A 26,339-nucleotide genomic window follows, 5' to 3' on the forward strand; every position below is an offset into this window, starting at 1 on the left:
CTCGGCGCGCATCCACCGTTTCAGGGCGCGCCACCGGCTGTGCTGGCCGAGATGGCCGCAGCAGCCGTCGAACGCGAGTACGGCAGTGGCGCATGGGTTGTGGACCGTCCACAGATGGACGCCTCGGCCGATGCCGACACCGTGTGGGTGGTGCGTACCGGGCGCGTGGTGATCACGCACCCGGACGACACCTCACGCACCGACGTTCCCATCGACACGATAGGTCCGGGTGGGGTATTCGGATTCTCGGCGCTGCTCTCGGGTGGAACCGTCGAATTCTGTGCGCGGGCAACCGAACCGAGTGTCGTTCTGCAATTGCCCGGTGCGCTGGTTCGGCCGTTGTTCGCCACGCCCGCCGGTCTGGCGTTTCTGGCCGATGCCGTCAACTCCTCTTCTGCGTACCGTGGGGGACCGGCGGAGGGCAGCGCCGGTCGGACCGTCGGTGAATTGGTCTCTGCGCCTGCGGTGTTCACGCCCGTCGGAACCACGGTCCGAGATGCGGTCCGGCACATGACCGAGCAGGGCAGCTCCTACGTTCTGGTTCCGCTGCGGGGATCGCGCCACGGCATCTTCACCGACCGCGACCTCCGAATTCGTGTGGTGGCCGCCGGTATCGGCGTCGATACGCCGATCGAGCGGGTCATGACGTCGCCCGCCGAGACCGTCACGGCGGACCGGTTGGCCGGCACCGTGCTGATGGACATGCTCGAGCGAGGCCTGCGGCACATGCCTGTGGTGTCGACCCGCGGTGAGGTACTCGGCGTCGTCGAGGATTCGGATCTGCATGCCGCGTCCACCCGACGCAGTTTTGTGGTCCGGCGAGCTGTGGCATCGGCGTCGACCTCCGCCGAACTCGCCGACGCAGGCAGGCTCGTGCCCCGCCTGGTGGTGGATCTGTTCGAAGGCGGAACCGATGCGATGGCGGTCAGCGCGATCCTCTCCGTCGTGGTCGACAGCCTCGTTCGCCGGGCCGTCGAGATCGAATGGACCGCACGTCCGGACGTGCCGCGTGACCACTTCGCCTGGATCACTCTCGGCAGCGTGGCGCGTCGAGAAGCGATGCCCTCCTCGGACGTCGACAGTGCATTGACCTGGGCGGATGCCACCGCAGATCCCGATGTGCGAGGGACATCGAACGCGGTGTCGTGGACCCGCGACGAGGCGTTGATGGACTTGGCCGCCCGTGTGCACGTGAGCCTCGACAGTGCCGGATTGCCGTCGGACACCAACGGCGCGGTCGCGAGCTCGCCCCGATTCGCGCGCTCGGCCGGTCAATGGGAAAGGGCCGCTGCCCATTGGCTCAGCAACCCGTTCGGCGAACGTGGCAATCCGGCGGAAGACTCCGGCCTCATCATGTCCTCGTTGATGATCGACGGCAGAGTGGTGTGGGGCCCGAAAGAATTGCACACGGTGCCCGAGGCCTACCGACGACTCCTGGTCGATCACCCCGACGCCCTGCGGTTGCAACTGCGGGACGCCCTCGCCGGACGGGCTCGGCTGCGATCGCTTCGAGACGTGTTGGCTCGGCGCGGCGGCACGTTCGACCTCAAGGCCCATGCCCTGACGCCCATCGTCAACCTCGCTCGGTGGGGTGGGCTGTCGGTCGGCATGGCATCGGCCTCGACCCCCGCGCGGCTCGCGGCGGCGTCGGGCAACGGCATGCTCTCCGAACGAGATGTCGCTGCACTGTCCGAGGTGTTCGAGCTGCTGCAACGGCTCCGACTGTCGCATCAGATCGACCAGATCACGGCCGGCCACCGACCCGGTGACGTGCTGATCATGGCAGATCTGTCACCTCTGGAGCGGAGTCTGCTCACCGACGGCATCCGCGAGATCGCCGCGGTGCAACGACGCGTCGGGTATCTGGCGGCCAACGTCGGCGTGCATCGATGACCGGCAACGACCAGACTGTGTGCCGTGACCACCAATCCCGTGAGCGTTCCCATCCCGTCGACCGTCGAACACCATCGGTTGGCGGAATCGCCCGGGGTCAGCGGACCGTGGCGTCAGTGGGGCCCGTACCTGGCGGGGCGCCAGTGGGGCACCGTGCGCGAGGACTACTCGGAGGACGGCAATGCCTGGGCGTCGTTTCCGTTCGATCAGGCGCACAAGCGCGCCTACCGCTGGGGCGAGGACGGTATCGGCGGAATCTGCGACCGCTTCGGGTTCCTGAACTTCTCGTTCGCACTGTGGAATCGAAAGGACCCGATCCTCAAGGAACGGTTGTTCGGCCTCGCCAACGAGGAGGGCAATCACGGCGAGGACGTCAAGGAATACTTCTGGGCCGTCGACGGAACACCGACGCACAGCTGGATGCAGTGGCTCTACCGCTATCCGCACGCGGAGTATCCGTACGCCCGCCTGCGGGAAGAGAATGCTCGACGCGGACGTGACGACCGCGAATACGAGCTGGCCGACACCGGCATCCTCGACGAGAACAGATTCTTCGACGTCCAGGTCACGTACGCCAAGGCCTCACCCGACGACATCTGCATCACCATCTCGATCACCAACCACGGCCCCGAGGCGGCGTCGGTCGATCTACTGCCGCACCTGTGGCTGCGCAACACCTGGTCGTGGGGACGCGACGAGCGTGGCGGCACGCTGACGCAGCTGAGCCCGCCGGACCTGATGGCAGGTGGACTCGAAGCCATCGCCGTCGACCACGGATTCCTCGGTCGCTACTACCTCAGTGCCGAGGGAACACCGGCAGTTCTGTTCTGCGACAACGAAACCAATGCCGAGGCTCTGTGGGGGCAGGAGAACATCTCGGCGTACCCCAAGGACGGCATCGGCCGCCGAGTCGTCGACGGGGAGCTCGATGCGGTCAACCCCGAGCAGACCGGTACGAAGGCTGCGTTCTGGTACCGCTTCGACGACATCGCCCCCGGTGCAACGGAATCGGTTCGATTGCGGTTGTCGCCCAACCGGCCGGACGAGCAGACGTTCGGGGCCGGATTCGATGCCGTCCACGCCGACCGGCAGGCCGAGGCCGACGAGTTCTACGGTGCCGTGATCGGAGCCGACCTCACCGATGTCGACCGGCATGTTGCGCGGCGCGCCTACGCCGGTTTGCTGTGGACCAAACAGCTCTACCGATACGACGTGGAGGAGTGGATCGAGGGCGACAAGGTCGGCGCTCCGGCTCCGGACTCGAGGCAGGACCCGGGTGGGCGCAATGCGCACTGGCGTCACCTGGCGTTGGCCGATGTGATCTCGATGCCCGACGAGTGGGAGTACCCGTGGTTCGCGGCCTGGGACCTGGCTTTCCACGCGATTCCGTTGGCGCACGTGGACGCCGATTTCGCCAAGGAACAGTTGGTGCTCATGTGCCGGGAATGGGCCATGCACCCCAACGGCCAACTGCCCGCGTACGAGTGGGAGTTCGGTGACGTCAACCCACCCGTGCACGCGTGGGCGGCATGGCACGTCTATCGCATCGACGGCTACCGCGATCGCGAATTCCTGGTGCGGGTGTTCACCAAGCTGCTGCTCAACTTCGCCTGGTGGGTCAACCGCAAGGACTCCGAGGGCTCGAACATCTTCGAGGGTGGATTCCTCGGCATGGACAACATCGGACTGTTCAATCGATCTGCCCCACTGCCACCCGGATTTCGGCTCGAACAGTCGGACGCGACGAGTTGGATGGCGTTCTACTGCCAGCAGATGTTCAAGATCGCGCTGGAACTCGCGCGACACGACAGCGCCTGGGACGACGTCGCGACCAAGTTCTTCTCACACTTCCTCTCGATCGCCAAGGCAGTGAACTCCTTCGGATCGCAGCACATTTCGCTGTGGCACGAGGAGGACGGGTTCTTCTACGACGTCCTGGTTCAGCCCGAGGGCGATGCGGTACCGATGCGCGTGCGGTCCATGGTTGGACTGCTGCCCATCCTCGGTGCCACCGAGATCCCGCCGTGGGTCGAGGAGGAATGTCCCGATCTCACCGCTCGCCTGCGCTGGATTCAACGCAGGCGACCGGAGATGGTCAGCCCGCTGCTGGCTCGGCGTGAGGGCGGCGAGGTGCGCATGCTGCTGACACTCGTCCAACCCGAACGGCTCAAGCGCATCCTGGCTCGCATGTTCGACTCCGAAGAGTTTCTGTCGCACTTCGGGATTCGTTCGCTCTCGGCCTCCTACCGCGAACCGGCCACGTTCGACGTGGACGGCCGGAGCCTGTCCATCGAATACGAGCCGGGGGAGTCGCGCACCGGAATGTTCGGTGGCAACTCCAACTGGCGCGGTCCGGTGTGGTTCCCGGTGAACGTATTGCTGGCCGACAAGCTGCGCGCCTACGGCCGGTACTACGGCGACTCGTTCACCATCGAGATCCCCACCGGCTCGGGCAACCATCGCACCCTCACCGATGCCGCCGATCTCATCGACAACGGTCTCGCCGGGCTGTTCCGACCGGTGGACGGCAAGAGACCCGCCGACGGCGAGCGCATCGAATCCAGCCTCGACCCGCTGTGGAGCGTGCACCCCAGCTTCAACGAGTACTTCGACGGAGACACCGGCGAGGGACTCGGGGCCACGCACCAAACCGGGTGGACGGCACTGGTTGCGCACCTGCTCAGGCCCCGTCTGCCACTCTGAGGGCCTGCGGCCCATGTGCATGGAAACTCGTAGCCCACTACGAAGTTCCACGCACATGCGGCGGAGCCGCATAGTCTGGCGGGATGAAGATTCGCGGCGCAGTACTCGAAGAAATCGGCCGATCTCGTCCCTTCGCGGACTCGCATCCCATCACCGTCTCCGACCTCGAGCTCGGCTCGCCGGGCGAGGGGGAGCTGTTGATCAGAATCGAAGCCGCGGGACTGTGCCACTCGGATCTGTCGGTGGTCGACGGCAACCGAGTTCGTCCGGTCCCCATGCTGCTCGGCCACGAGGCAGCCGGGCGGGTCGAGGAAGTCGGGGCGGGCGTCGACGACATCGCAGTCGGCACCCGCGTCGTCATGACGTTTCTGCCGCGCTGCGGTGAGTGTGCCGGGTGTGCCACCGACGGCCAGATGCCCTGCGTCACCGGCAGTGCGTCGAACAATGCCGGGACACTGCTCGGCGGCGGCATCAAGTTGCATCGTGACGGGGAAGAGGTCAAGCATCACCTCGGAGTCTCCGGATTCGCCACACACGCGGTGGTGAGCCGAAAGTCCGTGGTGCCGGTCGAGGACGACATCCCGGCCGATATCGCAGCAGTCCTCGGTTGTGCGGTGCTGACCGGCGGCGGCGCGGTGCTCAACGCCGGTACTCCGAAGCCCGGTCAATCGGTGATGGTGGTGGGCCTCGGCGGCGTCGGCATGGCAGCTGTCCTGACGGCCGTCTCGGTGGGTGCCGGTGAGGTGATCGGAGTCGACGGGGTCCCGGACAAGCTTTCCACCGCAACCGATCTGGGCGCAACGCAGGTGTATTCGCCGGCCGAGCTCGCCGAGAAGGGAATCAAGGCCGATATCGTCATCGAGGCCGCCGGCAACGCCCGAGCCTTCGAAACTGCCGTCGCTGCAACGGCTCCCGGCGGCAAGACCATCACCGTCGGTCTTCCCTCACCCGACGCCCGCTCGTCCATCTCACCGCTGGGCCTGGTGGCGGAGGCGCGCACGATCATCGGCAGCTACCTGGGCTCCGCTGTACCGGCACGCGACATCCCGACCTACGCCCAGATGTGGCGTGAGGGACGGCTTCCCGTCGAGAAGTTGATCTCGTCGAGAATCACGTTGGACGAGATCAACCGCGGCATGGACGAATTGGCCGACGGCAACGCGATCCGTCAGGTCATCGTATTCGACTGAGTTTCAGCTGTCTTCGACCGAGCATCAGCGGTGGGCCGCCGTGGCGACCCACCGCCCGCGTTGCTTCGAGATCTCGATGGGATGGTCGAAGCACTCACTGATGTTGTCGGTGGTCAGTACTACGTCGACGGCTCCTTGCGTCTGCACTCTTCCGTCGCGGACGAGCAGGGCGTGGGTGGTCGAGGTCGGGATTTCCTCGAGGTGATGCGTCACCAGAATGCTGGACAGGGTCGGATGTTCGGCCCGCAACGAGTCGAGTGCACTCAGAAGTTGTTCGCGGGCAGCAAGATCGAGCCCGGTGGCAGGCTCGTCGAGCAACAGCAGCGCCGGGTCGGGCAATAGTGCGCGCGCGATGAGCGCTCGGCCTCGTTCGCCCTGCGAGAGCGTGTGCCACGACGCGTCGGTGCGATGGGCGACGCCGAGGGATTCGATCAGACGGTGAGCGCGGGCGATCTGGTGGTTGTCGGCCGACCATCTCGGGATCAGATCCGGAGTGTTGGTCAACCCGGTCAGCACCACCTGGAACAGCGTCAGCGGAGCCTCGATCTTCAACCGCGGGTCGACGTGGCCGATGTGCGTCCGCAATTCGCGCATGTCCACTCGTCCGAGGCGATGGCCCAGAACGTGCACTGCGCCGTGCGTTGGATGGACGAGCGCGCCGAGCAAGCTGAGCAAGGTGGATTTGCCCGCGCCGTTGGCACCGAGCAACACCCAGTGCTCACCCTCCTCGACCCGCAGCGAGGCATCGCTGAGCAGGTATCGGCCGCCGCGAACGAGATCGACGCGGTCGGCGAACAGGACGGTGGATGGCACCGGACGACCGTAGCTGCTGGGACGGATCGTGGAGAAGTAGGCTCTGAGGTCGGTAGAACCGACAAGACGACGAAACGAGTGTGGGTACGACGTGAGTGCAACGGCACCTGTTCGAGTAGGGGTACTGGGGTCACGCGGCAAGGTAGGGCAGGCCATCTGTGCCGCCGTCGAGGCAGCCGAGGATCTCGAGCTCGTGGCGACCGTCGACCAGGGCGATCCGCTGGCGAACTTCGTCGATGCGAACGCCCAGGTGGTCGTCGATTTCACGCACCCCGACGTGGTGATGGACAACCTGCAGTTCCTGATCGAGCAGGGTATCCATGCAGTGGTCGGCACCACCGGATTCGACGAACGGCGGCTCGAGCAGGTTCGCGAATGGCTGGCGGGATCGCCGCAGACGGGTGTACTGATCGCACCGAACTTCGCCATCGGCGCGGTGCTGTCGATGCGATTCGCGCAGCAGGCCGCTCGGTTCTTCGACTCGGTCGAGGTGATCGAACTGCACCACCCCAACAAGGCCGATGCGCCGTCGGGCACGGCGTACCGCACCGCCGCGCTGATTGCCGAGGCACGCGCCGCCGCAGGCACTCCGGCGAGCCCCGATGCGACGACGACCGAACTCGACGGCGCACGTGGTGCCGATGTGGACGGAGTGCGTGTGCACTCGATCCGGCTCGCGGGACTGGTTGCGCATCAAGAGGTTCTGCTCGGCACGCAGGGTGAGACACTGAGCATTCGGCACGATTCGCTCGATCGCACGTCGTTTGCGCCCGGTGTGCTTCTCGGAGTCCGCGAGATCGCCGGACGACCGGGGTTGACCGTCGGCCTCGATCCGCTGTTGGATCTGTGAGCTGATCGACGGTGAACAAAACGACGAAGGTGCTCGCCATCCTCGCGGTGATGGTGCTGATTCTCGGCTTCTACTTCTTTCTGCTCGGCCAGCGCGGTGTGACGCTGATCCAGAACGGTGGCGTGGCGAGCATCTCCCTCGGGATCGGGGTCCTGCTGCTGCCGATACTCGGGCTGTGGATCGTGTGGGCCACCCTCAAAGCCGGCTTCGACCACCAGCGGCTGGCCTCGCGCATTCACGAGGAGGGCCTCGAACTCGACGTCGCGGATCTTCCGCGCAGGCCGTCGGGACGAATCGAACGTGATGCGGCGGACGAGTTGTTCCAACAGGTCAAGACCGAGTGGGAGAAGGATCCGGACAACTGGCGCAACTCCTACCGACTGGCTCGCGCCTACGATTACGCCGGTGACCGTGGACGGGCCCGCGAGACGATGAAGCGGGCTGTGGCACTCGAACGGGACGAGAACTGACCTTCGATGACGCGCACCCTGCTGGTCGTTCATCACACCCCGAGCCCGCTCACCCACGAGCTTCTCGAGGCAGTTCTCGACGGCGCTCACGACCCCGAGATCACCGGCGTGGACGTGCGCAGTGTGCCTGCTCTCGGCGCGACCGTTCCCGACGTACTCGGTGCCGACGGCTTTCTCTTCGGAACACCGGCGAATTTCGGATACATGAGCGGGGCTCTGAAACACTTCTTCGACACCGTGTACTACCCGTGTCTCGGTGCCGTTGCCGGAAAGCCCTACGCTGCTTGGGTTCACGGCAACGACGACACCGTGGGTGCCGGACGGGCGATCGAGAAGATCGCGTCGGGCTGGGGTCTGGAGAAGGTGTTCGGCACCCTGCACGTCGCCGAGAGCGGCAAACCTGCACGTGAACGCTGCTACGAACTCGGCGGAACCGTTGCGGCGGGGTTGTCGATCTGAGGGCTTCCTCTCGAGCTCCTTCGGTTGCCCACACACCCGACCCGAGAGATGCGACGTAGCCGACGCGCTGAGGTCCCTAGTGGCGCGTTACTGATTCAGTCGGAGTCGGCGGGGGAGTCCGGGCGCAGGATGTCGTCGGCCGGGATCGGCAGCGGAATCTCGAGCAGGCGCTCCGGCCAACTCGGATACGCGGGCCTGATCCACACTCGATTGTCGTCGAGCTGCGTCATCAGCACCCGCCGCCACGGCCAGTCCTCCTGCGGTGCACTCAGATCGGTCTCGGATTCGAGTGGCAGGGGTGCCTTGGTCCAATGTGGAGCCGACAGCGATGCCAGACCGCGATCCTCGAGCTGGGCGATCGCAGTCTCGATCGGCACGCCGTGCGCAACGGTGATGCCGGCGGGATTGACGGCATCGACGGTGTAACCGTCGTCGTATTCGTCCTGTGCACTCGTGTCGTGGGCGACGGTCCACCCGATCACCTCACCGTCGGAGGCTCGTCTCACCGGCAATCTGCTGCGCCACCGCTCGATATCCACTGCCGCGAGGATACGCGGCCAGAAAAGTGAGTTCGGTGAAGAAACTATTGGCAGTTGTGAGCGAGCAGGGCGGTACACGTGTTTGACTGCAGAAGATACTGCACGCTTGTACCGCTTTCTATCTCAAGGGATTTCGATGACCCTCCGCATTCTCGATCGCTCCGCCATCGTCGCGACACCCGAGTGGAGCCGCTGGTTGATACCCCCGGCCGCGCTGTCCATTCACCTCGCGATCGGATCCGCCTACGCCTGGAGCGTGTTCAAGAACGCCATCTCGCAGCCCGACGCACTCGGGCTCAGCGGCACCGTCACTGCCATTCCGTTTCAGCTCGCCATCGTGATGCTCGGCCTGTCCGCGGCGATCTTCGGAACCCGCGTCGAGAAGAACGGTCCGCGGTGGGCGATGGCCGTCTCCCTGGTCTTCTTCGTCTCGGGACTGCTGCTGTCCGCGCTCGGCATGGCCCTCGGACAGTTCTGGCTGGTGATCTTCGGCTACGGGTTCGTCGGCGGTATCGGCCTCGGAATCGGCTACATCTCACCGGTCTCGACCTTGATGAAATGGTTCCCGGACCGGCCGGGCATGGCCACCGGTATCGCCATCATGGGCTTCGGCGGCGGCGCACTCATCGCGTCGCCCCTCACCAGCCAGCTGATGGTGAACTTCGGCGGTTTCACCGACGGGTCCATCGCCAAGACGTTCCTCACGCTCGGCGTCGGATACGCGGTGTTCATGGCACTGGGAGTCGTGCTGATCAGAGTGCCGGCCGAGGGATGGACCCCGGCCGGATGGACCCCGCCCGCGTCATCGGCGATGATCTCGACGCACAACGTCTCGGCCGCGAACGCAGTGAAGACTCCCCAGTTCTGGCTGCTGTGGGTCGTCCTGTGCTTCAACGTGACTGCCGGAATAGGCATTCTCGAGCGCGGATCGGGCATCTATCAGGACTTCTTTCCCGACGCGACCTCGCCCGAATCTCTCGCCGCTGCGGCTGCCGGTTTCGTCGCGTTCCTCTCCCTGACCAACATGATCGGACGGTTCGTCTGGTCTTCGGTGTCCGACGTGGTGGGGCGTAAGAACATCTACCGGATGTACCTCGGTGTCGGCGCTCTCCTGTACCTGTACATCGCGTTGTTCACCAACACCAACAAGATCCTGTTCATGGTCTCGGCCTTGCTCATTCTCTCGTTCTACGGTGCGGGATTCGCCACGGTTCCGGCCTATCTCAAGGACCTCTTCGGTACGTATCAGGTGGGCGCGATCCACGGACGACTCCTCACCGCGTGGTCGGTGGCCGGTGTCCTGGGGCCGCTGATCGTCAACGCCATCGCCGACGCCGGAGAACCCGGAACCACCGGCCGATACCTACCGGCGTTCTACGTGATGATCGGTCTGCTCGTGGTCGGCTTCCTTGCCAACGAGGCGATCAAGCCGGTCGCATCGAAGTACCACGAAGCCGATCCGGCGAAGGCCGCGACGACCACAGGAGCGAAGGCATGAGCGGCGGACGCAAGCAGGTCACGATGGCGGTCGCATGGGCGTGGGTTGCCGTGCCGTTCGCCTACGGACTGTACGAACTGATCCTCAAGGCGGCGAACCTGTTCAGCACGTGAGTCGACGTGTCGGTGGGCCGTGACAGGCTGGTCCGATGCAGGAGATGAGTGCCGCCGCCGCGCGTCGTACCGCCCTGGCCGCCCAAGGGCTGGCGTCGAGGCGGTCGCGTACTCGGCCGGCGAGCAAGGCCGCGGTTCACGCAGCCATCGACACCACCGGGCTGTTGCAGATCGACTCCGTGTCGGTGGTGGTGCGCGCGCACTACGCACCGGTGTTCAGCCGCGTCGGTGCCTACGATCGCACTGTCGTCGACGACGCCGCATGGACCGACACTGCGCGTCGACCTCGTCGAATGGTGGAGTACTGGGCCCACGAGGCCGCATTGCTGCCCGTGGACGACTGGCCGCTCATGCGATGGCGAATGGAGCTGTATCGACACGGGCGGTGGGGCGGAGCTGCTCACATCCTCGATCGCGAACCGACTCTCGTCGACGACGTCCTCGCGGTGATCGGCGACATCGGTGCGGCCAGCGCGGGTGAGATCGAGAAGCACCTCGAACTGGACACCCCCGGTCGCAAAGGTCCCTGGTGGGATCGCAGTGATGTCAAGGTCGTCTGCGAACAGCTGTTCGCGGCCGGCGTGGTGACCGTGCCGACACGGACGGGATTCGTGCGCCGGTACGAGCTCAGCGAACAAGTGATCCCGGAGAACGTTCTGCACAGGCGCGTCGACGAACCGGACGCGGTACGGCAACTGATCGAAAAATCCTCTCGGGCATTGGGAATCGGTACCGAGCCGGATCTGAGGGACTACTACCGGCTCTCGCAGAAGCAGGCCAAGGCGGCGATCGGCGAACTTGTCGAGGACGGCGTACTCGAACAGGTGACCGTCCGAGGCTGGAACGCACCGGCATACCTGCACCGCGACGCCAGGACACCGCGAACGGCCACCGCCGCCGCACTGCTGTGCCCGTTCGATCCGATGATCTTCTTTCGGCCCCGGGTGCAGCGAATGTTCGACTTCCACTACCGAATCGAGATATACACCCCACAGCACAAGCGAGTTCACGGCTACTACGTGTTTCCCTTTCTGCTCGACGGGCATCTGGTGGCTCGCGTCGATCTCAAGGCAGTGCGAGCGCAGTCCGAACTGCACGTGATCGCGGCCTACGTCGAAGGCGACCGCAACGCCGGTGACATTGCGCCTCGACTACGAGACGTCCTGCGAGAGATGGCGGACTGGCTCGAACTCGAACGCGTGGTGGTGGGGGACCGGGGAGACCTCGTCGCCGCACTGCGATGACGTCGGTCGGGGGTTCGATTCTGCCGAAGTGCAGGTCGGCAGAATCGGTGTCACTATTTCCAGTGTGACTTCGCGACGGACAGACACCGCCCCCGAACTCCCACCCCAGGTCGTCGTCCTGTTCGGGGCGACAGGAGACCTGGCCAAGCGAAAACTGCTGTCCGGGATGATGCATCTGGCGCTGTCCGATCTCGCGCCGAACATCCGGGTCGTCGGCACATCTCTCGAAGAGATGTCGACCGACGAATTCCGCGCTCTCGCTCGCGAATCGATCAACACCCACTCGAGTCGCAAAGTCGGCGACGAGCAATGGAATCGTTTCGCCTCGCGACTGACCTACGTGTCGCAGCAGGCAGGACCGGCGGCGTTGGGGGAGGCCGTGGCCGAGGCCGAGATCGACCTCGGAGGAAGCGCCGAACGGCTGCACTACCTGTCTGTTCCGCCGAGAGCTGCTCTGGCAGTGGTGGATACGCTCGCATCGGCAGATCTGGTGAAGCGCTCACGGATCATCATGGAGAAGCCGTTCGGCACCGACCTCGAGAGCGCGATCGCGCTGAACGCTCGGGTTCACCAAACGTTCGACGAGGATCAGGTCTTCCGGATCGATCACTTCCTCGGCAAGGAACCCGCTCAGAACATCCTGGCCTTCCGGTTCGCCAACGGGTTGTTCGAGCCGATCTGGAACCGCAACTTCATCGATCACGTCCAGATCGACATCCCGGAGAAGCTCGCACTGGACGGCCGAGCCGGTTTCTACGAATCCACCGGCGCGTACAAGGACATGGTGGTCACGCACCTGTTCCAGGTGCTGGCGTTCATGGCCATGGAACCGCCGACGGCGCTCGAACCCCGCGCCATCAGCGAGGAGAAGAACAAGGTCTTCCGATCCATGCTGCCCCTGGACCCGAAAAACGTTGTGCGAGGGCAATACTCGGGATACTGATCAGAAGAGGGCGTAGCCCCCGACTCCGATACCGACACCTTCGTGGCTCTCAAGTGTGAAATCGACAATTGGCGCTGGGCCGGTGTGCCCTTCTATCTGCGCAGCGGTAAGCGACTCGCCGAAGGGCAGCGCATCATCTCGATCGCCTTCAGGGAACCACCGAAGAGCATGTTCCCGGCCGGCTCGGGTGTGGGAGCGCAAGGTCCCGACCACCTGACCTTCGACCTCGCGGACGCCTCGAAGGTCTCGCTGTCGTTCTACGGCAAGCGGCCCGGTCCCGGTATGCACCTCGACAAACTCAGCATGCAGTTCGCGATTCACGAAACCGAACGAGTCGGAGACGTACTCGAAGCCTACGAACGGCTGATCCTCGACGCCATGTACGGCGATCACACCCTGTTCACCACGGCCGAGGGTATCGAGCGGCTGTGGCAGGTCTCCGAACCGCTGCTCGCCGATCCACCCCCGGTCCGGTCGTACGCACCGGGGTCATGGGGGCCCAACGCGATCCATCAACTCATCGCCCCACACGCGTGGCGGTTGCCCTTCGAGCGGGAGTGGCGCGAGAAGAAGTAGGCCGATCAGTTGTTCCAGCCACGGTCCTTGCGCATCTGATCACGCAGTGCGCCCTGAACTGCCTGCGACAACCACGAATTGAGCGACACTCCGCTGTTGTTCGCGGCGTCCTCGGCCCGTTCCTTGATCTGCTCGACCAATCGCAGCGTCACCCGTCGGACCTCACCGGACACGTCGTCCATGGTCGGGTAGTCCTCGGTGACGGGCTCTGCCGGATCGCCGTCGTGCAGACCGGGCAGCGGGCCGTCGCGTCGAACATCGGCGTGCGCCTGCGTACCGTCGAGGCGAACGGTGACCGTATGACCATCCAGGTCGTTCGATATCTCTGCCGCGAAGTCCGACAGTGCCGTGAGCAGCATCAATCTGGCCGACGCCTCCGCCGTCTTGCCGAGAGCTTCGGCCGTTTGGCGGGTGTGCTCGTCGCCCAGAGCGGCCGCTGCGAGTAGATCCGTGCGTAGCGACGCGGTGTACTTGTCCAGTTCCATGACGCCAGTGTGGCGTCATAGTTGACGTCGGTCAAGCGCGCCTGGTGACGTCATGTGGCGGCACCGTGACGCCATCGTTCGCCGGGCATCGGTGCCGCGTTTAGGGTTGTGCGGTGTCAGCAGAAAACGAAGGTAGAGCTGTGCCGCGGACGGTTGCGCTGAAAGTGCAACTGGTCGCCCGAACCGAGTTCGTTCCGCCCGTCGACATTCCCTGGGAAACCGACGCGGACGGCGGGCAGGCATTGGTCGAGTTCGCCGGTCGTGCCTGCTACCAGAGCTGGTCCAAGCCCAATCCTCGGACCGCGACCAATGCGTCGTATCTGCGTCATCTGCTCGACGTCGGACACCTGTCGGTTCTCGAGCACGCGAGCGTGAGTTTCTACATCACCGGAATCTCGCGATCGTGCACACACGAACTGATCCGGCACCGGCACTTCTCCTACTCGCAACTCTCGCAGCGATTCGTTCCCGAACACGACGCCAACGTGGTTCTTCCACCGGCTGTCGAAGGCGATCCCGAGCTCGAGGCGCTGTTCGCGTCTGCGACCGAGGCGAGTCGGGCGGCCTACACCGAACTGCTCGGTGCGCTGGAGGGGAAACTGGAATCGGTCACCAACGCCGCTCTGCGGGGTAAGCAGGCGCGGCAGGCGGCTCGGTCGGTGTTGCCGAACGCGACCGAGACACGCGTGGTGGTGAGCGGAAACTACCGAGCATGGCGGCATTTCGTGTCGATGCGCGCCTCCGAGCATGCGGACGTGGAGATTCGACGCGTTGCCGTCGAATGTCTGCGTAAGCTCGTGGGAGTGGCTCCCGACGTGTTCGGCGACTTCGAGATCTCGACGCTGCCGGACGGTACGGAAGTCGCCCGCAGCCCGTTCGTGACCGAGGTCTGAGTACGAGGTTCGGTTGCGGCGTAGACCGGGTATGGCTGGACCTTGTCGGCGGGGAGTCCCGCTGCGCGAGAGTGGGCAAAGCACCGGGTAATCTGCTGCCATGACCTACGGTGACGCCGCTCCTTCCGTTGCGCCTGTGTTCGGTACGGTGCTCACCGCGATGGTGACCCCGTTCACAGCGGACGGCAAGTTGGATATCGATGCGGGCGTTCGGCTGGCACATCATCTCGTCGAGCAGGGCAACGACGGACTGGTTCTGGCCGGCACAACGGGCGAGTCGCCGACCACCACCGAGAACGAGAAGCTCGAACTGCTCCGCGCGGTGATCGCCGCGGTCGGTCATCGGGCACGCATCATCGCCGGAGCCGGCAGCAACGACACCGCACACAGCGTCGAGCTGGCCCGTGACGCCGCCCGTGCAGGCGCACACGGTCTTCTGGTCGTCACCCCGTACTACTCCCGCCCGCCGCAGGCCGGTCTGTACGCGCACTTCACCGCGGTCGCGAACGCCACCGACCTGCCCGTGATGCTCTACGACATTCCGCCGCGGTCGGTCGTTCCCATCGAGACCGAGACGTTGCGTCGACTCGCCGAGCATCCACGGATCCTCGCGGTCAAGGACGCCAAGGGCGATCTGAACGCAGGTGCCGAACTGATCGCGTCGACCGGGTTGCAGTTCTACTCCGGCGACGACCCGCTGAACCTGCCCTGGCTCTCGGTCGGAGCAACCGGCTTCGTCAGCGTCATCGGCCACCTCGTTCCGGCTCGCCTCCGCGAGCTGCACACCGCCTTCATGATGGGCGACATTGCGCGTGCTCAGGCGATCAACGTCAGCCTCATTCCGGTCATTCGTTCGGTCGCGCGCCTCGGCGGCGTCAGCGCATCGAAGGCCGGCCTTCGCCTCATCGGAATCGATGTCGGCGAACCACGACTTCCCCAGGTGCCACCGAGCATCGACCACATCGAATTGCTCGCAGCGGAGCTGCGGGCGGCAGGAGTTCTTGTATGACACGACCGAACAGATCGCGCGGACGCGCAACCCGAAACGCCGGACCGCCGTCCGAGCGGCCGGCCCCCGCACAGGGCCGACCGTCAGGCGCCCGCCAGGGCAAGCCGATGGTGCAGAACTCGGCGCGGACTCAGCGTCCCGACAAGCGGCGCGAGTTCGATCCGACACAGCGACTCGGAACTCCGCCCAAGGCACCGTTCAAGGGCCTGCGTGTGGTCGCGCTGGGTGGTATCGGCGAAATCGGCCGCAACATGACCGTGTTCGAGCACCAGGGCAAGTTGCTGATCATCGACTGCGGCGTGCTCTTTCCCGAGGACCAGCAACCCGGTGTCGACCTGATCCTGCCCGATTTCCGGCACATCGAGAACCGCATGGCCGACGTCGAGGCCGTGGTCCTGACGCACGGCCACGAGGATCACATCGGAGCAGTCCCGTTCCTGCTGCGCCTGCGGCCCGATCTGCCCGTCGTCGGATCGAAGTTCACGCTCGCCCTGGTAGCGGCGAAGTGTCGTGAGCATCGGCTGCGCCCGAACCTCGTCGAGGTCATCGAGGGTCAGCACACGCAGCACGGCCCGTTCGATTGCGAATACTTCGCGGTGAACCACTCCATTCCCGATGCGCTCGCCATCGCCATCAGGACCGATGCCGGGCTGGTGCTGCACACGGGTGACATCAAGCTCGATCAGCTGCCGCTCGACGGTCGTCTGACCGACCTGGCCGGCTTCTCCCGGCTCGGCGACGAGGGTGTCGACCTCTTTCTGGTCGACTCCACCAATGCCGAGGTGCCCGGATTCGTCACGCCGGAACGCGAGATCGGCGGAGTACTCGACACCGTCATCGGCAAGGCGAAGCAACGCGTCATCGTTGCGTCGTTCGCCAGCCACGTGCACCGCATTCAGCAGGTCATCGACGTCGCCGAGCGGTACAACCGCCGCGTGGCGTTCGTCGGCCGGTCGATGGTCCGCAACATGCAGATCGCTCAGGATCTCGGCTACCTGCGTGTGCCCGACGGTCTCGAGGTCAATGTCGACACTGCCGCAACGCTTCCCGACGACCGGTTGGTGCTGATCTCCACCGGTTCGCAGGGCGAGCCGTTGTCGGCGCTGTCCCGGATGGCTCGCGGCGAGCATCGACAGATCAACGTCAAGGCGAACGATCTCGTGGTGCTGGCGTCCTCACTCATTCCCGGCAACGAGAACTCGGTGTTCGCGGTGGTCAACGGCCTCGCCAAGCGGGGTGCGACCGTCGTGACGCAGCAGAATGCGAAGGTTCACGTCTCCGGCCATGCGTCGGCGGGAGAGCTGCTCTACCTCTACAACGCCGTTCGGCCCACCAATGCCATGCCGGTGCACGGCGAGTGGCGTCACCTGCGCGCCAACGCGGCGCTGGCCAAGGCGACGGGCGTACCCGAGGAGCGAGTGGTGCTGGCCGAGGACGGCGTGGTGGTCGACATGGTCGACGGTCTCGCCGAGATCGTCGGACAGGTGCCTGTGGGGCACGTCTACGTCGACGGCCTCTCTGTCGGTGACGTCGGCGATTCGACGCTGTCCGACCGACTGGTGCTGGGCGAGGGCGGTTTCATCGCGATCAGCGTCGCCGTCGATTCGGCCACCGGTCGTGCAGTGACCGCGCCCGAGGTGTCCGGTCGCGGATTCTCCGACGATCCGGCTGCACTCAAGGAAGCCGGTCAACTCGTCGAGTCGGAGTTGCAGCGTCTGGCGTCCGACGGCGTGTCCGATACGCACCGCATCGCGCAGGCAGTGCGTCGTGTCGTCGGTCGGTGGGTGGCGGACAAGTATCGCCGCAAGCCGATGATCGTTCCGACGATCATCGCAGTCAAGCCGCAACCGCAGTCGAACTAGGCGCTCCCACAGCCGAACTGGACGCGATCGTCTAGACGAGCAGTCGCCAGAGTCCGATCAGACCGAGGACGACGATGGCGCCGCGCAGGGCCGCCGGCGAGAGCCGGCGGCCGTAGCGCGCTCCGACGGCTCCACCGATCAGCGAGCCGACCGCGATCAGTCCCGCTGCCTGCCAGCTGATGTCGTCGAAGCGAAAGATCGTGTACGTCACCGCTGCAACGACATTGACGACCAATGACAGAAGATTCTTGGCTGCGTTCATCCGCTGCATGGTCTCGGGGAGCAGCGCTCCCATCACCCCGATGAGCAGGATGCCTTGTGCGGCAGTGAAATAGCCGCCGTAGATGCCGACCAGCAGAGTGCCGCCGGTGACCAAGGCCATCCGGGTACGGCTGATGTGGTTCGCGGCCTTGCCTGCGGCTTCCGATCGCCGTTTGGCCCAGGCCTGGATTCTCGGTTGTGCGACAACGAGAATCAGCGCGCCGATGAGCAATACCGGAACCACTGCGGCGAACACGGTTTCGGGTAGATGGAGCAGCAGCCAGGCACCGCCGAGCGCGCCCAAGAACGAGGCAGGCAACTGCCACCGCAGTCGATGCCATTGTCCACGCAACTCTCGGCGATAACCCCACGTACCCGAGACGCTTCCCGCCACCAGGCCCACCGCATTGGACATGGTGGCGACCACCGGGGGATAGCCGAATGCGACCAACGTCGGAAACGTGATCAGCGTCCCGGAACCGACGACGGCGTTGATGGCTCCGGCTCCGAGTCCGGCGAGCAGGATGACGAGAATTTCCGATACCGGCACTGTTGGGAGGCTACCGACGCCGCAGGTGCATCGAACATCGGGGAGTGTGGGGCGGCGGGATGCCGTCGGATCGCTCGGGACGTACCGTGGACCGCGTGAGCCTCGCCCAGGATGAACGTTCCCAACTGGTCCAGACCCTTCTCGACGTGGGTCCCGATGCGCCGACGCTGTGCGGAGAGTGGACCGCAGCCGATCTGGCGGCGCATCTCGTCGTCCGGGAACGACGCCTGGACGCCTCGCCCGGCATATTTCTCTCTCCGCTCGCGGGGTACACGGAGCGCGTCCAGCGATCCGTTGCGAACAAACCGTTCACGACGGTAGTGGAGGACATACGGACGGGGCCGCCCATGTGGTCGCCGTTCGCACTGCTGGACCCCCTGATCAATCTCGGTGAGATGTTCGTTCATCACGAGGATCTCCGCCGGGCAGGCGAGAGCTGGACTCGACGAGTGTTGCCGGCCGCGGTGGAAACGCGCCTGTGGCCGCAAGTTCGGTTGATAGGCCGGGCCGGACACCGTTCTGCGCCGATTCCGGTTCACGTCCGCACCCCGGACGGCCGCACGGCCACGTTCAAGGGTGGATCGGGCCCGGGCGTGACCGTGGTGGGGGAGCCGTCGGAACTGCTGCTCTACGCGTTCGGGCGCGATCAGATCGAGGTGCTGTACGAGGGTTCGGCGGACGACGTGGCTGCCGTGAAGGCACTCGATCTGAGCTTCTGACACATTCACCCCCGCTGTTACTGGTGTTGCGGATGGTTTCGACGGGGCTGTTGCGACTAGCCTGAGGGCATGGCAGGAAAGACCAGCACCTCCACCGCCAGAGCCGGATCCAGCGGATCCGGCTCCTCGCGCGCGTCCGGCACCGCCCGTAAGTCCGGTGGCGGGCGTACTGCGCGCACCGTGACGACGCCGAAGAAGCCCACCGCGCCGCGCAATCCCGCGACGTCGCGTGCGAACGCGTCCTCCCGCGGTAAGGCCCCTGCCAGGGGTGCGTCGACGTCTCGGCGGCCCGCGGCGAAGAAGAAGTCACGCGGTGCCCTCGACGCGATCGGGCGAGGTATCGCCTCCACCTGGTCGATGGCAGCACGCGGAGTCGGTGCCACGACGCGGACGGTGAGCAAAGCCGCCGACATCGAGCACGGCCACCGGCGGGACGGGATCGCCCTCGGACTGATCGCCGCCAGTGTCGTCATCGCCGCGAGTGTGTGGCTCAGCGCCGGGGGACCGGTCGGCGAATGGATCGAGGTGGGTATCCGCGCCGTCATCGGTGGAGCCGGCTACGTCGTGCCCGTGCTCGGAGTCGCCATCGCCGTCGTTCTGATGCGCTCCGAACCGCATCCCGAGGTACGGCCGCGACTTGTTCTGGGATCGATCCTGCTCGGCCTGCCGATCCTCGGACTGTGGCACATGGCCGCAGGCTCACCGACCGACGCCGCCGGCCGATCCGAGGGCGCAGGCTTCGTCGGATACGTGGCAGGTGGACCCATAGCCGACGGCCTCACCGTGTGGCTGGCCGTGCCGTTGTTGCTGCTCGCCGGCCTGTTCGGAGTGCTGCTTCTCACCGGCACCACCGTGCGCAATGTACCCGATCGGATGCGTGCACTGTTCGGCACCGACAGCCGCGGCGACGAATACGACGAGTACGACCCGGCCGACTTCGGCTCCGAATTCGGTGACGAGGGCTACGGCGACTACGACAGCAACTTCGACGCCGACGGCTACCCGGTCCACGGAGGCGCGGACCCCTACGACAACTACCCGACCGAGGAATACATCCCGGTCGTCAAGCCGTCACGCGCGCGCAAGACCCCGCCGCCCGAGGCTGCCACCGAGGTCATCGCACCCGCCGCCGCTGTCCCCGCACCTGCTCCCGAGCCGGTCGCGCCCCCGCGGCCGAAGCCCAAGCCGATCGTGAAGGCGGCCGAACCGAAACAGCCGGCCGAGGACGACAAGATCGTCGTCGATCGCGTCGTCGACGGGGATTACACGCTGCCGTCGCTGTCGCTGCTGATCGACGGAGATCCGCCCAAGACCCGCAGCCAGGCCAACGACGCCATGATCGAGGCGATCTCCGAGGTACTCGAACAGTTCAAGATCGATGCCGCGGTCACCGGTTTCACCCGCGGCCCCACGGTCACCCGCTACGAGGTGGAGCTGGGCCCCGGCGTCAAGGTCGAGAAGATCACGGCACTCGCACGCAACATCGCCTACGCCGTCGCCACCGACAACGTTCGCCTGCTCGCGCCTATCCCTGGCAAGTCCGCGGTCGGTATCGAGGTGCCCAACTCGGACCGTGAGATGGTCCGTCTGGCGGACGTGCTCACTGCGCCGTCGACGCGTAAGGATCACCATCCGTTGGTGATCGGACTCGGTAAGGACATCGAGGGCGACTTCGTCAGCGCCAACCTCGCGAAGATGCCGCACTTGCTGGTGGCCGGATCGACCGGTTCCGGTAAGTCGAGCTTCGTGAACTCGATGCTCGTCTCGCTGCTCGCACGGGCGACCCCGGACGAGGTTCGGATGATCCTGATCGACCCGAAAATGGTGGAGCTGACGCCCTACGAGGGAATTCCGCACCTCATCACCCCGATCATCACGCAGCCCAAGAAGGCTGCCGCGGCGCTGGCCTGGCTCGTCGAGGAGATGGAGCAGCGTTACCAGGACATGCAGATCAACAAGGTCCGTCACATCGACGACTTCAACAAGAAGGTGCGGTCCGGCGAGATCACCGCACCACTGGGCAGCGAACGCGTCTACCGGCCGTATCCCTACATCCTGGCCATCGTGGACGAGCTGGCCGACCTGATGATGACTGCCCCGCGTGACGTCGAAGAGGCGATCGTGCGGATCACCCAGAAGGCGCGCGCCGCCGGCATTCACCTGGTGCTCGCCACCCAGCGTCCTTCGGTCGACGTCGTGACGGGCTTGATCAAGACGAACGTGCCGTCGCGTCTGGCCTTCGCCACGTCGTCCCTGACCGACTCCCGCGTCATCCTGGACCAGCCGGGTGCGGAGAAGCTCATCGGTATGGGAGACGCGCTCTTCCTGCCGATGGGTGCGGGCAAGCCGACGCGTCTGCAGGGTGCGTTCATCACCGACGAGGAAATCGCCGCCGTCGTCGACTTCGCGAAGAACCAGGCCGAGCCGGAGTACAACGAGACCGTCACCGCTGCGAAGGTCTCGGACAAGAAGGACGTCGACCCGGACATCGGCGACGACCTCGACGTGCTGTTGCAGGCGGTCGAACTGGTCGTGACGAGTCAGTTCGGTTCGACGTCGATGCTGCAACGCAAGCTTCGAGTCGGCTTCGCCAAGGCCGGGCGATTGATGGACCTGATGGAGAACCGCGGAGTGGTCGGCCCGAGCGAAGGCTCGAAGGCCCGCGAGGTACTCGTCAAGCCCGACGAGCTCGACGGTTTGCTGTGGTCAATCAAGGGCGGCGACCCGGACGAGCAGCCCGCGTCGGAGGAGTTCTGACCGCTTCCCGGCCTGGGTGAATGGATCACTGCAGCCGTCTCGGCGGTGCAGTGGTCCATTCACGCGAACGGGGGGGGAGTGGGGCAGATCAGGACGTGAAGGTGCCCATGACGGGCGTCCATTCGTGGAAGGTCGCCGACTCGATCAGGTTCTCCACCGCGAACGGGTCTTGCGCGAACAGCTTCTCGACGGTGGCAGCATCCGCGCCCTCCACCAGCAGGAGCGCACCGCTGCCGTCGGCGTACGGTCCACTCGACACCAGAGTTTTCCGGTCTAGTAGGTCGGCCAACCAGGCGCGGTGCGCTGCGCGGTGGGTGTCGCGTCCGTCCGTGGTGGCGGGTGAGTAGGTGTAGCTGACGGCGATCAGGGGCATGGAGCTCTCTTCCGGATTCGAGGGGTGATCCCGGAATTCTGTCAGAGCGACAGCAGCATCCGCGTGTTGCCCAGAGTGTTCGGTTTGACGTAACTCAGGTCCAGGAACTCCGCCACGCCGGTGTCGTAGGAACGGCACATTTCCGCATAGACCTCGGCCGTCACGGGGGTTCCGTCGATCTCGGCGAACCCGTGTCGAGAGAAGAAGTCCACCTCGAAGGTCAGCACGAACACTTTCTGCAGCGCCAGATCACGAGCGACCTCGATCAGTTTGGCGACGATCAGGTGGCCTGCGCCGTGCCCCTTGGCGGCGGGATCGACGGCGACCGTGCGAACCTCGCCCAGATCGGCCCACAGCACATGCAACGCACCGCAGCCGATGATCTCGCCGTCACGCTCGGCGATCCAGAACTCCTGCACCGCCTCGTACAGGGTGACGAGGTTCTTCTCGAGCAGAATGCGTCCGGCGTAGATGTCGATCAAACGCTTGATCTCGGGGATGTCGGAGGTTCTGGCTCGACGCACGACGAGGGTGCCGTCGTTCGCGGAGCCGAGGTCCGCGATGTCGGATTGCACGTCGGATTCGGGGTCTGCGATGTCGCGACTCGCCCGATTCGGCCCAGAAGTCATGGGGTGAACAGTAGTCAGTACCGCAACCGATAAACTTTTCGTGTGTCGTTCAGTGAGCTGTGTCCCCGTCTCGGCGGATCGGTGCTGCGCCGAAGCCGACACACCGACCGGTACGTCGTCGACGGCGCGCGGTTCTGCCGATGAGCGGGCCGGTGACGCCCGATCACGGCGTTCCATCCAGTGGCGAGATTCCGGGCAACCGTCCCTCCGGTGCTTCGGTCCCACGTGATTCGGGACTGCCTCACGGCAACGCTGTCACCGGTGGTCCGGACGAAGTGCCGTTGCTCAATATCGCGAACGTCCTGACGGTGCTCCGAATCGCACTGGTGCCGGTCTTTCTCGCGGCACTGTTCGTCGGTGACGGCCACGACACATCCTGGCGGCTGGCGGCAACCGCGATCTTCGCTGCTGCTGCCATCACCGACCGGATCGACGGTCAGTTGGCCCGCAAGTACGGTCTCGTCACCGATTTCGGGAAGATGGCCGACCCCATCGCGGACAAGGCTCTGATCGGTGCCGCGCTCGTCGGACTGTCGATGTTGGGCGACCTGTCGTGGTGGGTGACGGTGATAATCGGTGTGCGGGAAATCGGCATCACCGCGGTGCGGTTCGCCGTCATCCGCCACGGAGTGATCCCCGCAGGGCGCGGCGGCAAGGTGAAGACTCTGGTGCAGACGTTCGCGATCGGGGTGTACCTGTGCCCGCTGCCGAGCGTGTTCGACCCGGTCGCGGTCGCCTTGATGGCGCTGGCGGTACTGCTCACCGTCTACACCGGTATGGACTACGTGGTGCAGGCCGTTCGTCTGCGCCGAGGCGTGTCCTCCGCGTGAACTCGTCGGCGGGCTACAGTCGTGGTGGCCGTGTCGCAGCTGTTTCGGCGCGTGTCGCAGTGAACGGGCATATAGGGTCGGGAACCAATCGGACCGACTGGGACGTTGAACATCGTGACGGCTCCGGACGAACGAGATGTGAACGTTGTCGTCTCGACGGCACAGCCGTCGGCACGAACACCAACGAGGAGGAGCGAGATGGCGCTGCTATTGCGTGAAGCACTCGGCGACAGTTTGCGGCGTACTCGCGTCGCACAGAGCCGAACCCTGCGTGAAGTCTCGAACACCGCACGCGTCAGCCTCGGATACCTTTCCGAGGTCGAACGCGGTCGCAAGGAAGCGTCGAGCGAGCTCCTCGCTGCGATCTGCGACGCCCTCGCCGTCCCGCTCTCGGACGTCATGAGCGATGTCAGTGTGACACTGTCCGACGCCTCGACCGCCGCCGCGCGGCTCGACGAGGCGGCGGTCGCCACCCGCATCGACGGCGATACTCGCGTCGTGATTCCGGCACCTGCTGCCAGAGCACTCGCCGCCGCCTAAGATCGGAAAAGTACCCAGTTTCCACTCCTGACCCAGACCACGCACCCGACTTTCACAGCACGGACAGGTTCATTTCGGTCACTGCGAGAGCAGCCGACCCGTACGCGGCCACCGCGGCGCAACAGATGGAGGCAGGACCACCCCATGGCTAATCCTTTCGTCAAGGCCTGGAAATACATGATGGCGCTCTTCAATTCCAAGATCGACGAGAAGGCCGACCCCAAAGTTCAGATTCAGCAGGCGATCGAAGACGCACAGCGACAGCATCAGGCTCTGTCCCAGCAGGCCGCGTCGGTCATCGGTAATCAGCGCCAGCTCGAGATGAAGCTCAGCCGTCAGCTGGACGAGGTCGAGAAGCTCAACGCGAACGCGCGGCAGGCGGTGACGCTGGCCGATCAGGCCGCCACTGCAGGCGACATCGAGAAGGCCACGCAGTACACGAACGCAGCCGAGGCGTTCGCAGCACAGCTGGTGACCGCCGAGCAGAGTGTCGAGGACCTCAAGGTCCTGCACGACCAGTCCTTGCAGGCAGCCACCCAGGCGAAGAAGGCCGTTGAGCAGAACGCCATGGCTCTGCAGTCGAAGGTCGCAGAACGCACCAAGCTACTGAGCCAGCTCGAGCAGGCGAAGATGCAGGAGAAGGTCAGCGAATCCCTGCGGTCGATGGACAGCACGCTGTCCGCGCCCGGCAACACCCCGAGCCTCGACGCGGTGCGCGACAAGATCGAACGTCGCTACGCAGATGCCCTCGGATCGGCAGAGCTGGCCCAGAACACCGTGTCGGGTCGCATGATGGAGGTTCAGCAGGCGTCGGTGCAGATGGCGGGTCACAGCCGCCTCGAACAGATTCGTGCATCGATGGCAGGCGACTCGTTGCCGTCGGGCAATGCCGCGGCGAAGCCCTCGATCTCGAAGTCCCCGGACGCGACGCCCGAGCCGCCGGCTCAGGCATAGATCGAGCCGGCGAACAGCTCGGACGTCCGACAGCAACGTCGACATGAACAGTAGAGAACACGAATCCGGCCGGTCGCGTAAGCGGCCGGCCGTTTCGCTCGATCGCGAGGCCGTGACCGCAGCCGTCACCGAGTCCGGTGCCGTGGTCAAATCTCTGGCGGAGTCCGCTCGGAGTGTCGGGACCTCGATTCTCGACGCCGCAGGGCGCCGAAGGGATCCCCGCGTCAAGCACCTGAAGAAAATTCGCCGCGCCAGACGACGCGGAATCAGGTTCGGTGCCGCGTCCACGACGACGGCCGTGGGAACTGCGGGGATGGCCGTGCTGTCGGCACCGGAGTGGACTCTGTTCGTGGGCGGCGGTAGTGCTGCGCTGATGGCCGTCCCGGCCGCATTCGCGGTGACGCGGTTGCGGCGTCTTCGAGCGCAGCCGGTGCCGGTGGGACTACCGACCAAGCGCGTGTTGCCTCAGCGCGGATCTGCCGCGTACGAGTCGATGACCCGACTGGCCGGTGCCGAGCAGAGTCTGTTCGAGCTACTGGGAATCCTGGCGAGGTCCGAGACGATCGGTGCCGAGGACGTCGAGGAGATGATCGGGGTGACCTCCGACGCAGCCCGCGGCCTCGAAGGAGTCGCCGTCGACATCGCCGCTCTGGAACGTGCGGGGGCGGCAAGCGCTGTGACCCGCGAGCACCTGCGCGGCGGAATAGCCTCGGCTGCAGCCGAACTCGCCACCGGTGTCGATCAGTACGAGCAGCTCGTGGCCGCGGCCGCGCGGATGACCGGACCGGCAGGATCGGCGTCGACGACGGTCGTGGAATCGCATCGACGCGAGCTGCTGTCGGCTACGGATCGACTGCAGGGGTGGGCCGAGGCGCTCACCGAACTCGACCAGATTCGGTCGCGGCACCGCTGAGACAATTCAGGGTTCACCCCGATGTGTTCGTCGCGCGCGAGTGCCAGTATCGAAGTACGCGAAACGACACGGTGCGCGGCGACACGGTAGGAGCACTCATGTTCTGGAAAGTACTGGGATTCATCGTTCTGATCTGGATTGCGCTCGCGCTTCTGGGCACCATCATCAAGGGTGTCTTCTGGCTCGTGGTGGCCGGCGCGATCGTGTTGGGCCTGGTATGGCTGTACAAGGCGATCTCCTCCGACAACGATCGCTCGTCGCTGAAGTTCTGAC

General features: G+C 65.3%; 25 protein-coding genes and 1 pseudogene. 20 read left to right on the forward strand and 6 right to left on the reverse strand.

Annotation, left to right across the window (positions count from 1 at the left end):
- Positions 1 to 51 precede the first annotated feature (51 nt).
- From R3P93_RS03625 to R3P93_RS03635, 3 genes are all read left to right on the forward strand, one after another.
- Entirely contained in the window at positions 52 to 1,893 is a 1,842-nt protein-coding gene (locus R3P93_RS03625; RefSeq protein ID WP_317532486.1) for a putative nucleotidyltransferase substrate binding domain-containing protein, read from the forward strand.
- A gap of 24 nt (positions 1,894 to 1,917) precedes the next feature.
- Positions 1,918 to 4,596, forward strand: coding sequence for an MGH1-like glycoside hydrolase domain-containing protein (locus R3P93_RS03630; RefSeq protein WP_317532418.1), 2,679 nt, complete (start codon positions 1,918 to 1,920; stop codon positions 4,594 to 4,596).
- An 83-nt stretch (positions 4,597 to 4,679) separates the two neighbouring features.
- A complete protein-coding gene (locus R3P93_RS03635; RefSeq protein ID WP_317532419.1) occupies positions 4,680 to 5,786 on the forward strand; it encodes an alcohol dehydrogenase catalytic domain-containing protein in 1,107 nt (368 codons plus the stop codon).
- Between the two features lie 24 nt (positions 5,787 to 5,810).
- Here the strand turns inward: R3P93_RS03635 and R3P93_RS03640 are convergent, their stop codons facing one another.
- Positions 5,811 to 6,599: an ABC transporter ATP-binding protein gene (locus tag R3P93_RS03640; protein ID WP_262498348.1), complete on the reverse strand. Its 789-nt coding sequence runs from the start codon at positions 6,597 to 6,599 to the stop codon at positions 5,811 to 5,813.
- A 91-nt stretch (positions 6,600 to 6,690) separates the two neighbouring features.
- Here R3P93_RS03640 and dapB point away from each other — a divergent pair, with 91 nt between their 5' ends.
- The 3 genes from dapB to R3P93_RS03655 are packed head-to-tail and all read left to right on the forward strand — an operon-like array spanning position 6,691 to position 8,378.
- The gene (gene dapB / locus R3P93_RS03645) at positions 6,691 to 7,449 is read left to right on the forward strand and encodes a 4-hydroxy-tetrahydrodipicolinate reductase (RefSeq protein ID WP_068050716.1); all 759 of its coding nucleotides are present in this window, start codon (positions 6,691 to 6,693) and stop codon (positions 7,447 to 7,449) included.
- Positions 7,450 to 7,499: 50 nt separating this feature from the next.
- The gene (locus R3P93_RS03650; protein WP_068050722.1) at positions 7,500 to 7,919 is read left to right on the forward strand and encodes a hypothetical protein; all 420 of its coding nucleotides are present in this window, start codon (positions 7,500 to 7,502) and stop codon (positions 7,917 to 7,919) included.
- Between the two features lie 6 nt (positions 7,920 to 7,925).
- Positions 7,926 to 8,378 (forward strand): flavodoxin family protein, encoded by a 453-nt coding sequence (locus tag R3P93_RS03655; RefSeq protein ID WP_317532420.1) that lies wholly within the window; start codon positions 7,926 to 7,928, stop codon positions 8,376 to 8,378.
- A gap of 95 nt (positions 8,379 to 8,473) precedes the next feature.
- On the opposite strand, the gene R3P93_RS03660 is transcribed toward R3P93_RS03655, so the two are convergent.
- Entirely contained in the window at positions 8,474 to 8,917 is a 444-nt protein-coding gene (locus R3P93_RS03660) for a hypothetical protein (protein ID WP_262498347.1), read from the reverse strand.
- Positions 8,918 to 9,053: 136 nt separating this feature from the next.
- Between R3P93_RS03660 and R3P93_RS03665 the strand changes: the two genes are divergently transcribed.
- The 4 genes and pseudogenes from R3P93_RS03665 (at position 9,054) to zwf (ending at position 13,291) form a co-directional block, all read left to right on the forward strand.
- Entirely contained in the window at positions 9,054 to 10,415 is a 1,362-nt protein-coding gene (locus tag R3P93_RS03665; RefSeq protein ID WP_068050714.1) for an OFA family MFS transporter, read from the forward strand.
- Positions 10,412 to 10,528, forward strand: coding sequence for an MFS transporter small subunit (locus R3P93_RS24690; protein ID WP_441344172.1), 117 nt, complete (start codon positions 10,412 to 10,414; stop codon positions 10,526 to 10,528). Before R3P93_RS03665 ends, R3P93_RS24690 begins: the two co-directional genes overlap by 4 nt.
- Positions 10,529 to 10,563: 35 nt before the next feature.
- On the forward strand, positions 10,564 to 11,772 hold the full coding sequence (locus R3P93_RS03670; protein WP_317532421.1) for a winged helix-turn-helix domain-containing protein: 1,209 nt from the start codon (positions 10,564 to 10,566) through the stop codon (positions 11,770 to 11,772).
- Between the two features lie 43 nt (positions 11,773 to 11,815).
- Positions 11,816 to 13,291, forward strand: a pseudogene (gene zwf / locus R3P93_RS03675) (glucose-6-phosphate dehydrogenase).
- Positions 13,292 to 13,296: 5 nt separating this feature from the next.
- Here the strand turns inward: zwf and R3P93_RS03680 are convergent.
- Complete coding sequence (locus R3P93_RS03680; protein WP_317532422.1) at positions 13,297 to 13,776, reverse strand: hypothetical protein; 480 nt, start codon at positions 13,774 to 13,776, stop codon at positions 13,297 to 13,299.
- Positions 13,777 to 13,916: 140 nt separating this feature from the next.
- Here R3P93_RS03680 and thyX point away from each other — a divergent pair, with 140 nt between their 5' ends.
- From thyX to R3P93_RS03695, 3 genes are all read left to right on the forward strand, one after another.
- Complete coding sequence (gene thyX, locus R3P93_RS03685) at positions 13,917 to 14,669, forward strand: FAD-dependent thymidylate synthase (RefSeq protein WP_068050707.1); 753 nt, start codon at positions 13,917 to 13,919, stop codon at positions 14,667 to 14,669.
- 100 nt (positions 14,670 to 14,769) lie between these two features.
- Positions 14,770 to 15,678: a 4-hydroxy-tetrahydrodipicolinate synthase gene (dapA, locus tag R3P93_RS03690; protein WP_032377140.1), complete on the forward strand. Its 909-nt coding sequence runs from the start codon at positions 14,770 to 14,772 to the stop codon at positions 15,676 to 15,678.
- Between the two features lie 107 nt (positions 15,679 to 15,785).
- Complete coding sequence (locus tag R3P93_RS03695; RefSeq protein ID WP_149406055.1) at positions 15,786 to 17,540, forward strand: ribonuclease J; 1,755 nt, start codon at positions 15,786 to 15,788, stop codon at positions 17,538 to 17,540.
- A gap of 31 nt (positions 17,541 to 17,571) precedes the next feature.
- Here R3P93_RS03695 and R3P93_RS03700 read toward each other — a convergent pair whose 3' ends face one another.
- On the reverse strand, positions 17,572 to 18,351 hold the full coding sequence (locus R3P93_RS03700) for a sulfite exporter TauE/SafE family protein (protein ID WP_094614466.1): 780 nt from the start codon (positions 18,349 to 18,351) through the stop codon (positions 17,572 to 17,574).
- A 95-nt stretch (positions 18,352 to 18,446) separates the two neighbouring features.
- Between R3P93_RS03700 and R3P93_RS03705 the strand changes: the two genes are divergently transcribed.
- Entirely contained in the window at positions 18,447 to 19,070 is a 624-nt protein-coding gene (locus R3P93_RS03705) for a TIGR03085 family metal-binding protein (protein WP_188078630.1), read from the forward strand.
- Between the two features lie 69 nt (positions 19,071 to 19,139).
- Complete coding sequence (locus R3P93_RS03710; RefSeq protein ID WP_317532423.1) at positions 19,140 to 21,827, forward strand: FtsK/SpoIIIE family DNA translocase; 2,688 nt, start codon at positions 19,140 to 19,142, stop codon at positions 21,825 to 21,827.
- An 88-nt stretch (positions 21,828 to 21,915) separates the two neighbouring features.
- Here the strand turns inward: R3P93_RS03710 and R3P93_RS03715 are convergent, their stop codons facing one another.
- Both R3P93_RS03715 and R3P93_RS03720 read right to left on the reverse strand, forming a co-directional pair.
- A complete protein-coding gene (locus R3P93_RS03715; protein ID WP_149405924.1) occupies positions 21,916 to 22,200 on the reverse strand; it encodes a YciI family protein in 285 nt (94 codons plus the stop codon).
- A 41-nt stretch (positions 22,201 to 22,241) separates the two neighbouring features.
- Positions 22,242 to 22,829 (reverse strand): amino-acid N-acetyltransferase, encoded by a 588-nt coding sequence (locus R3P93_RS03720; RefSeq protein ID WP_262498345.1) that lies wholly within the window; start codon positions 22,827 to 22,829, stop codon positions 22,242 to 22,244.
- 140 nt (positions 22,830 to 22,969) lie between these two features.
- Between R3P93_RS03720 and pgsA the strand changes: the two genes are divergently transcribed.
- The 5 genes from pgsA (at position 22,970) to R3P93_RS03745 (ending at position 26,338) form a co-directional block, all read left to right on the forward strand.
- Positions 22,970 to 23,659, forward strand: a complete 690-nt coding sequence (pgsA, locus tag R3P93_RS03725; RefSeq protein ID WP_394855244.1) for a CDP-diacylglycerol--glycerol-3-phosphate 3-phosphatidyltransferase — start codon at positions 22,970 to 22,972, stop codon at positions 23,657 to 23,659.
- Positions 23,660 to 23,857: 198 nt separating this feature from the next.
- Positions 23,858 to 24,199, forward strand: coding sequence for a helix-turn-helix domain-containing protein (locus tag R3P93_RS03730; protein ID WP_032397883.1), 342 nt, complete (start codon positions 23,858 to 23,860; stop codon positions 24,197 to 24,199).
- A 144-nt stretch (positions 24,200 to 24,343) separates the two neighbouring features.
- The gene (locus R3P93_RS03735; RefSeq protein ID WP_068050702.1) at positions 24,344 to 25,153 is read left to right on the forward strand and encodes a PspA/IM30 family protein; all 810 of its coding nucleotides are present in this window, start codon (positions 24,344 to 24,346) and stop codon (positions 25,151 to 25,153) included.
- Between the two features lie 43 nt (positions 25,154 to 25,196).
- Positions 25,197 to 26,066 (forward strand): phage shock envelope stress response protein PspM, encoded by an 870-nt coding sequence (gene pspM, locus R3P93_RS03740; RefSeq protein ID WP_262498344.1) that lies wholly within the window; start codon positions 25,197 to 25,199, stop codon positions 26,064 to 26,066.
- A gap of 98 nt (positions 26,067 to 26,164) precedes the next feature.
- Positions 26,165 to 26,338 (forward strand): hypothetical protein, encoded by a 174-nt coding sequence (locus tag R3P93_RS03745; protein WP_179276638.1) that lies wholly within the window; start codon positions 26,165 to 26,167, stop codon positions 26,336 to 26,338.
- Position 26,339: the final 1 nt, after the last annotated feature.

Origin of the sequence: Rhodococcus cerastii, from assembly GCF_033042195.1 — a bacterium.
Taxonomy (GTDB): domain Bacteria; phylum Actinomycetota; class Actinomycetes; order Mycobacteriales; family Mycobacteriaceae; genus Rhodococcoides.

Excerpts from the sequence above, each read along its gene's own strand:
- R3P93_RS03625 (WP_317532486.1), top strand. The coding sequence starts at position 52 with ATGGCCGCAGCAGCCGTCGAACGCGAGTACGGCAGTGGCGCATGGGTT.
- R3P93_RS03635 (WP_317532419.1), top strand. The coding sequence starts at position 4,680 with ATGAAGATTCGCGGCGCAGTACTCGAAGAAATCGGCCGATCTCGTCCC.
- R3P93_RS03650 (WP_068050722.1), top strand. The coding sequence starts at position 7,500 with ATGGTGCTGATTCTCGGCTTCTACTTCTTTCTGCTCGGCCAGCGCGGT.
- R3P93_RS03655 (WP_317532420.1), top strand. The coding sequence starts at position 7,926 with ATGACGCGCACCCTGCTGGTCGTTCATCACACCCCGAGCCCGCTCACC.
- R3P93_RS03665 (WP_068050714.1), top strand. The coding sequence starts at position 9,054 with ATGACCCTCCGCATTCTCGATCGCTCCGCCATCGTCGCGACACCCGAG.
- R3P93_RS24690 (WP_441344172.1), top strand. The coding sequence starts at position 10,412 with ATGAGCGGCGGACGCAAGCAGGTCACGATGGCGGTCGCATGGGCGTGG.
- R3P93_RS03670 (WP_317532421.1), top strand. The coding sequence starts at position 10,564 with ATGCAGGAGATGAGTGCCGCCGCCGCGCGTCGTACCGCCCTGGCCGCC.
- R3P93_RS03680 (WP_317532422.1), bottom strand. The coding sequence starts at position 13,776 with ATGGAACTGGACAAGTACACCGCGTCGCTACGCACGGATCTACTCGCA.
- dapA (WP_032377140.1), top strand. The coding sequence starts at position 14,770 with ATGACCTACGGTGACGCCGCTCCTTCCGTTGCGCCTGTGTTCGGTACG.
- R3P93_RS03695 (WP_149406055.1), top strand. The coding sequence starts at position 15,786 with ATGGTGCAGAACTCGGCGCGGACTCAGCGTCCCGACAAGCGGCGCGAG.
- R3P93_RS03710 (WP_317532423.1), top strand. The coding sequence starts at position 19,140 with ATGGCAGGAAAGACCAGCACCTCCACCGCCAGAGCCGGATCCAGCGGA.
- R3P93_RS03715 (WP_149405924.1), bottom strand. The coding sequence starts at position 22,200 with ATGCCCCTGATCGCCGTCAGCTACACCTACTCACCCGCCACCACGGAC.
- R3P93_RS03720 (WP_262498345.1), bottom strand. The coding sequence starts at position 22,829 with ATGACTTCTGGGCCGAATCGGGCGAGTCGCGACATCGCAGACCCCGAA.
- pgsA (WP_394855244.1), top strand. The coding sequence starts at position 22,970 with ATGAGCGGGCCGGTGACGCCCGATCACGGCGTTCCATCCAGTGGCGAG.
- R3P93_RS03730 (WP_032397883.1), top strand. The coding sequence starts at position 23,858 with ATGGCGCTGCTATTGCGTGAAGCACTCGGCGACAGTTTGCGGCGTACT.
- R3P93_RS03735 (WP_068050702.1), top strand. The coding sequence starts at position 24,344 with ATGGCTAATCCTTTCGTCAAGGCCTGGAAATACATGATGGCGCTCTTC.
- pspM (WP_262498344.1), top strand. The coding sequence starts at position 25,197 with ATGAACAGTAGAGAACACGAATCCGGCCGGTCGCGTAAGCGGCCGGCC.
- R3P93_RS03745 (WP_179276638.1), top strand. The coding sequence starts at position 26,165 with ATGTTCTGGAAAGTACTGGGATTCATCGTTCTGATCTGGATTGCGCTC.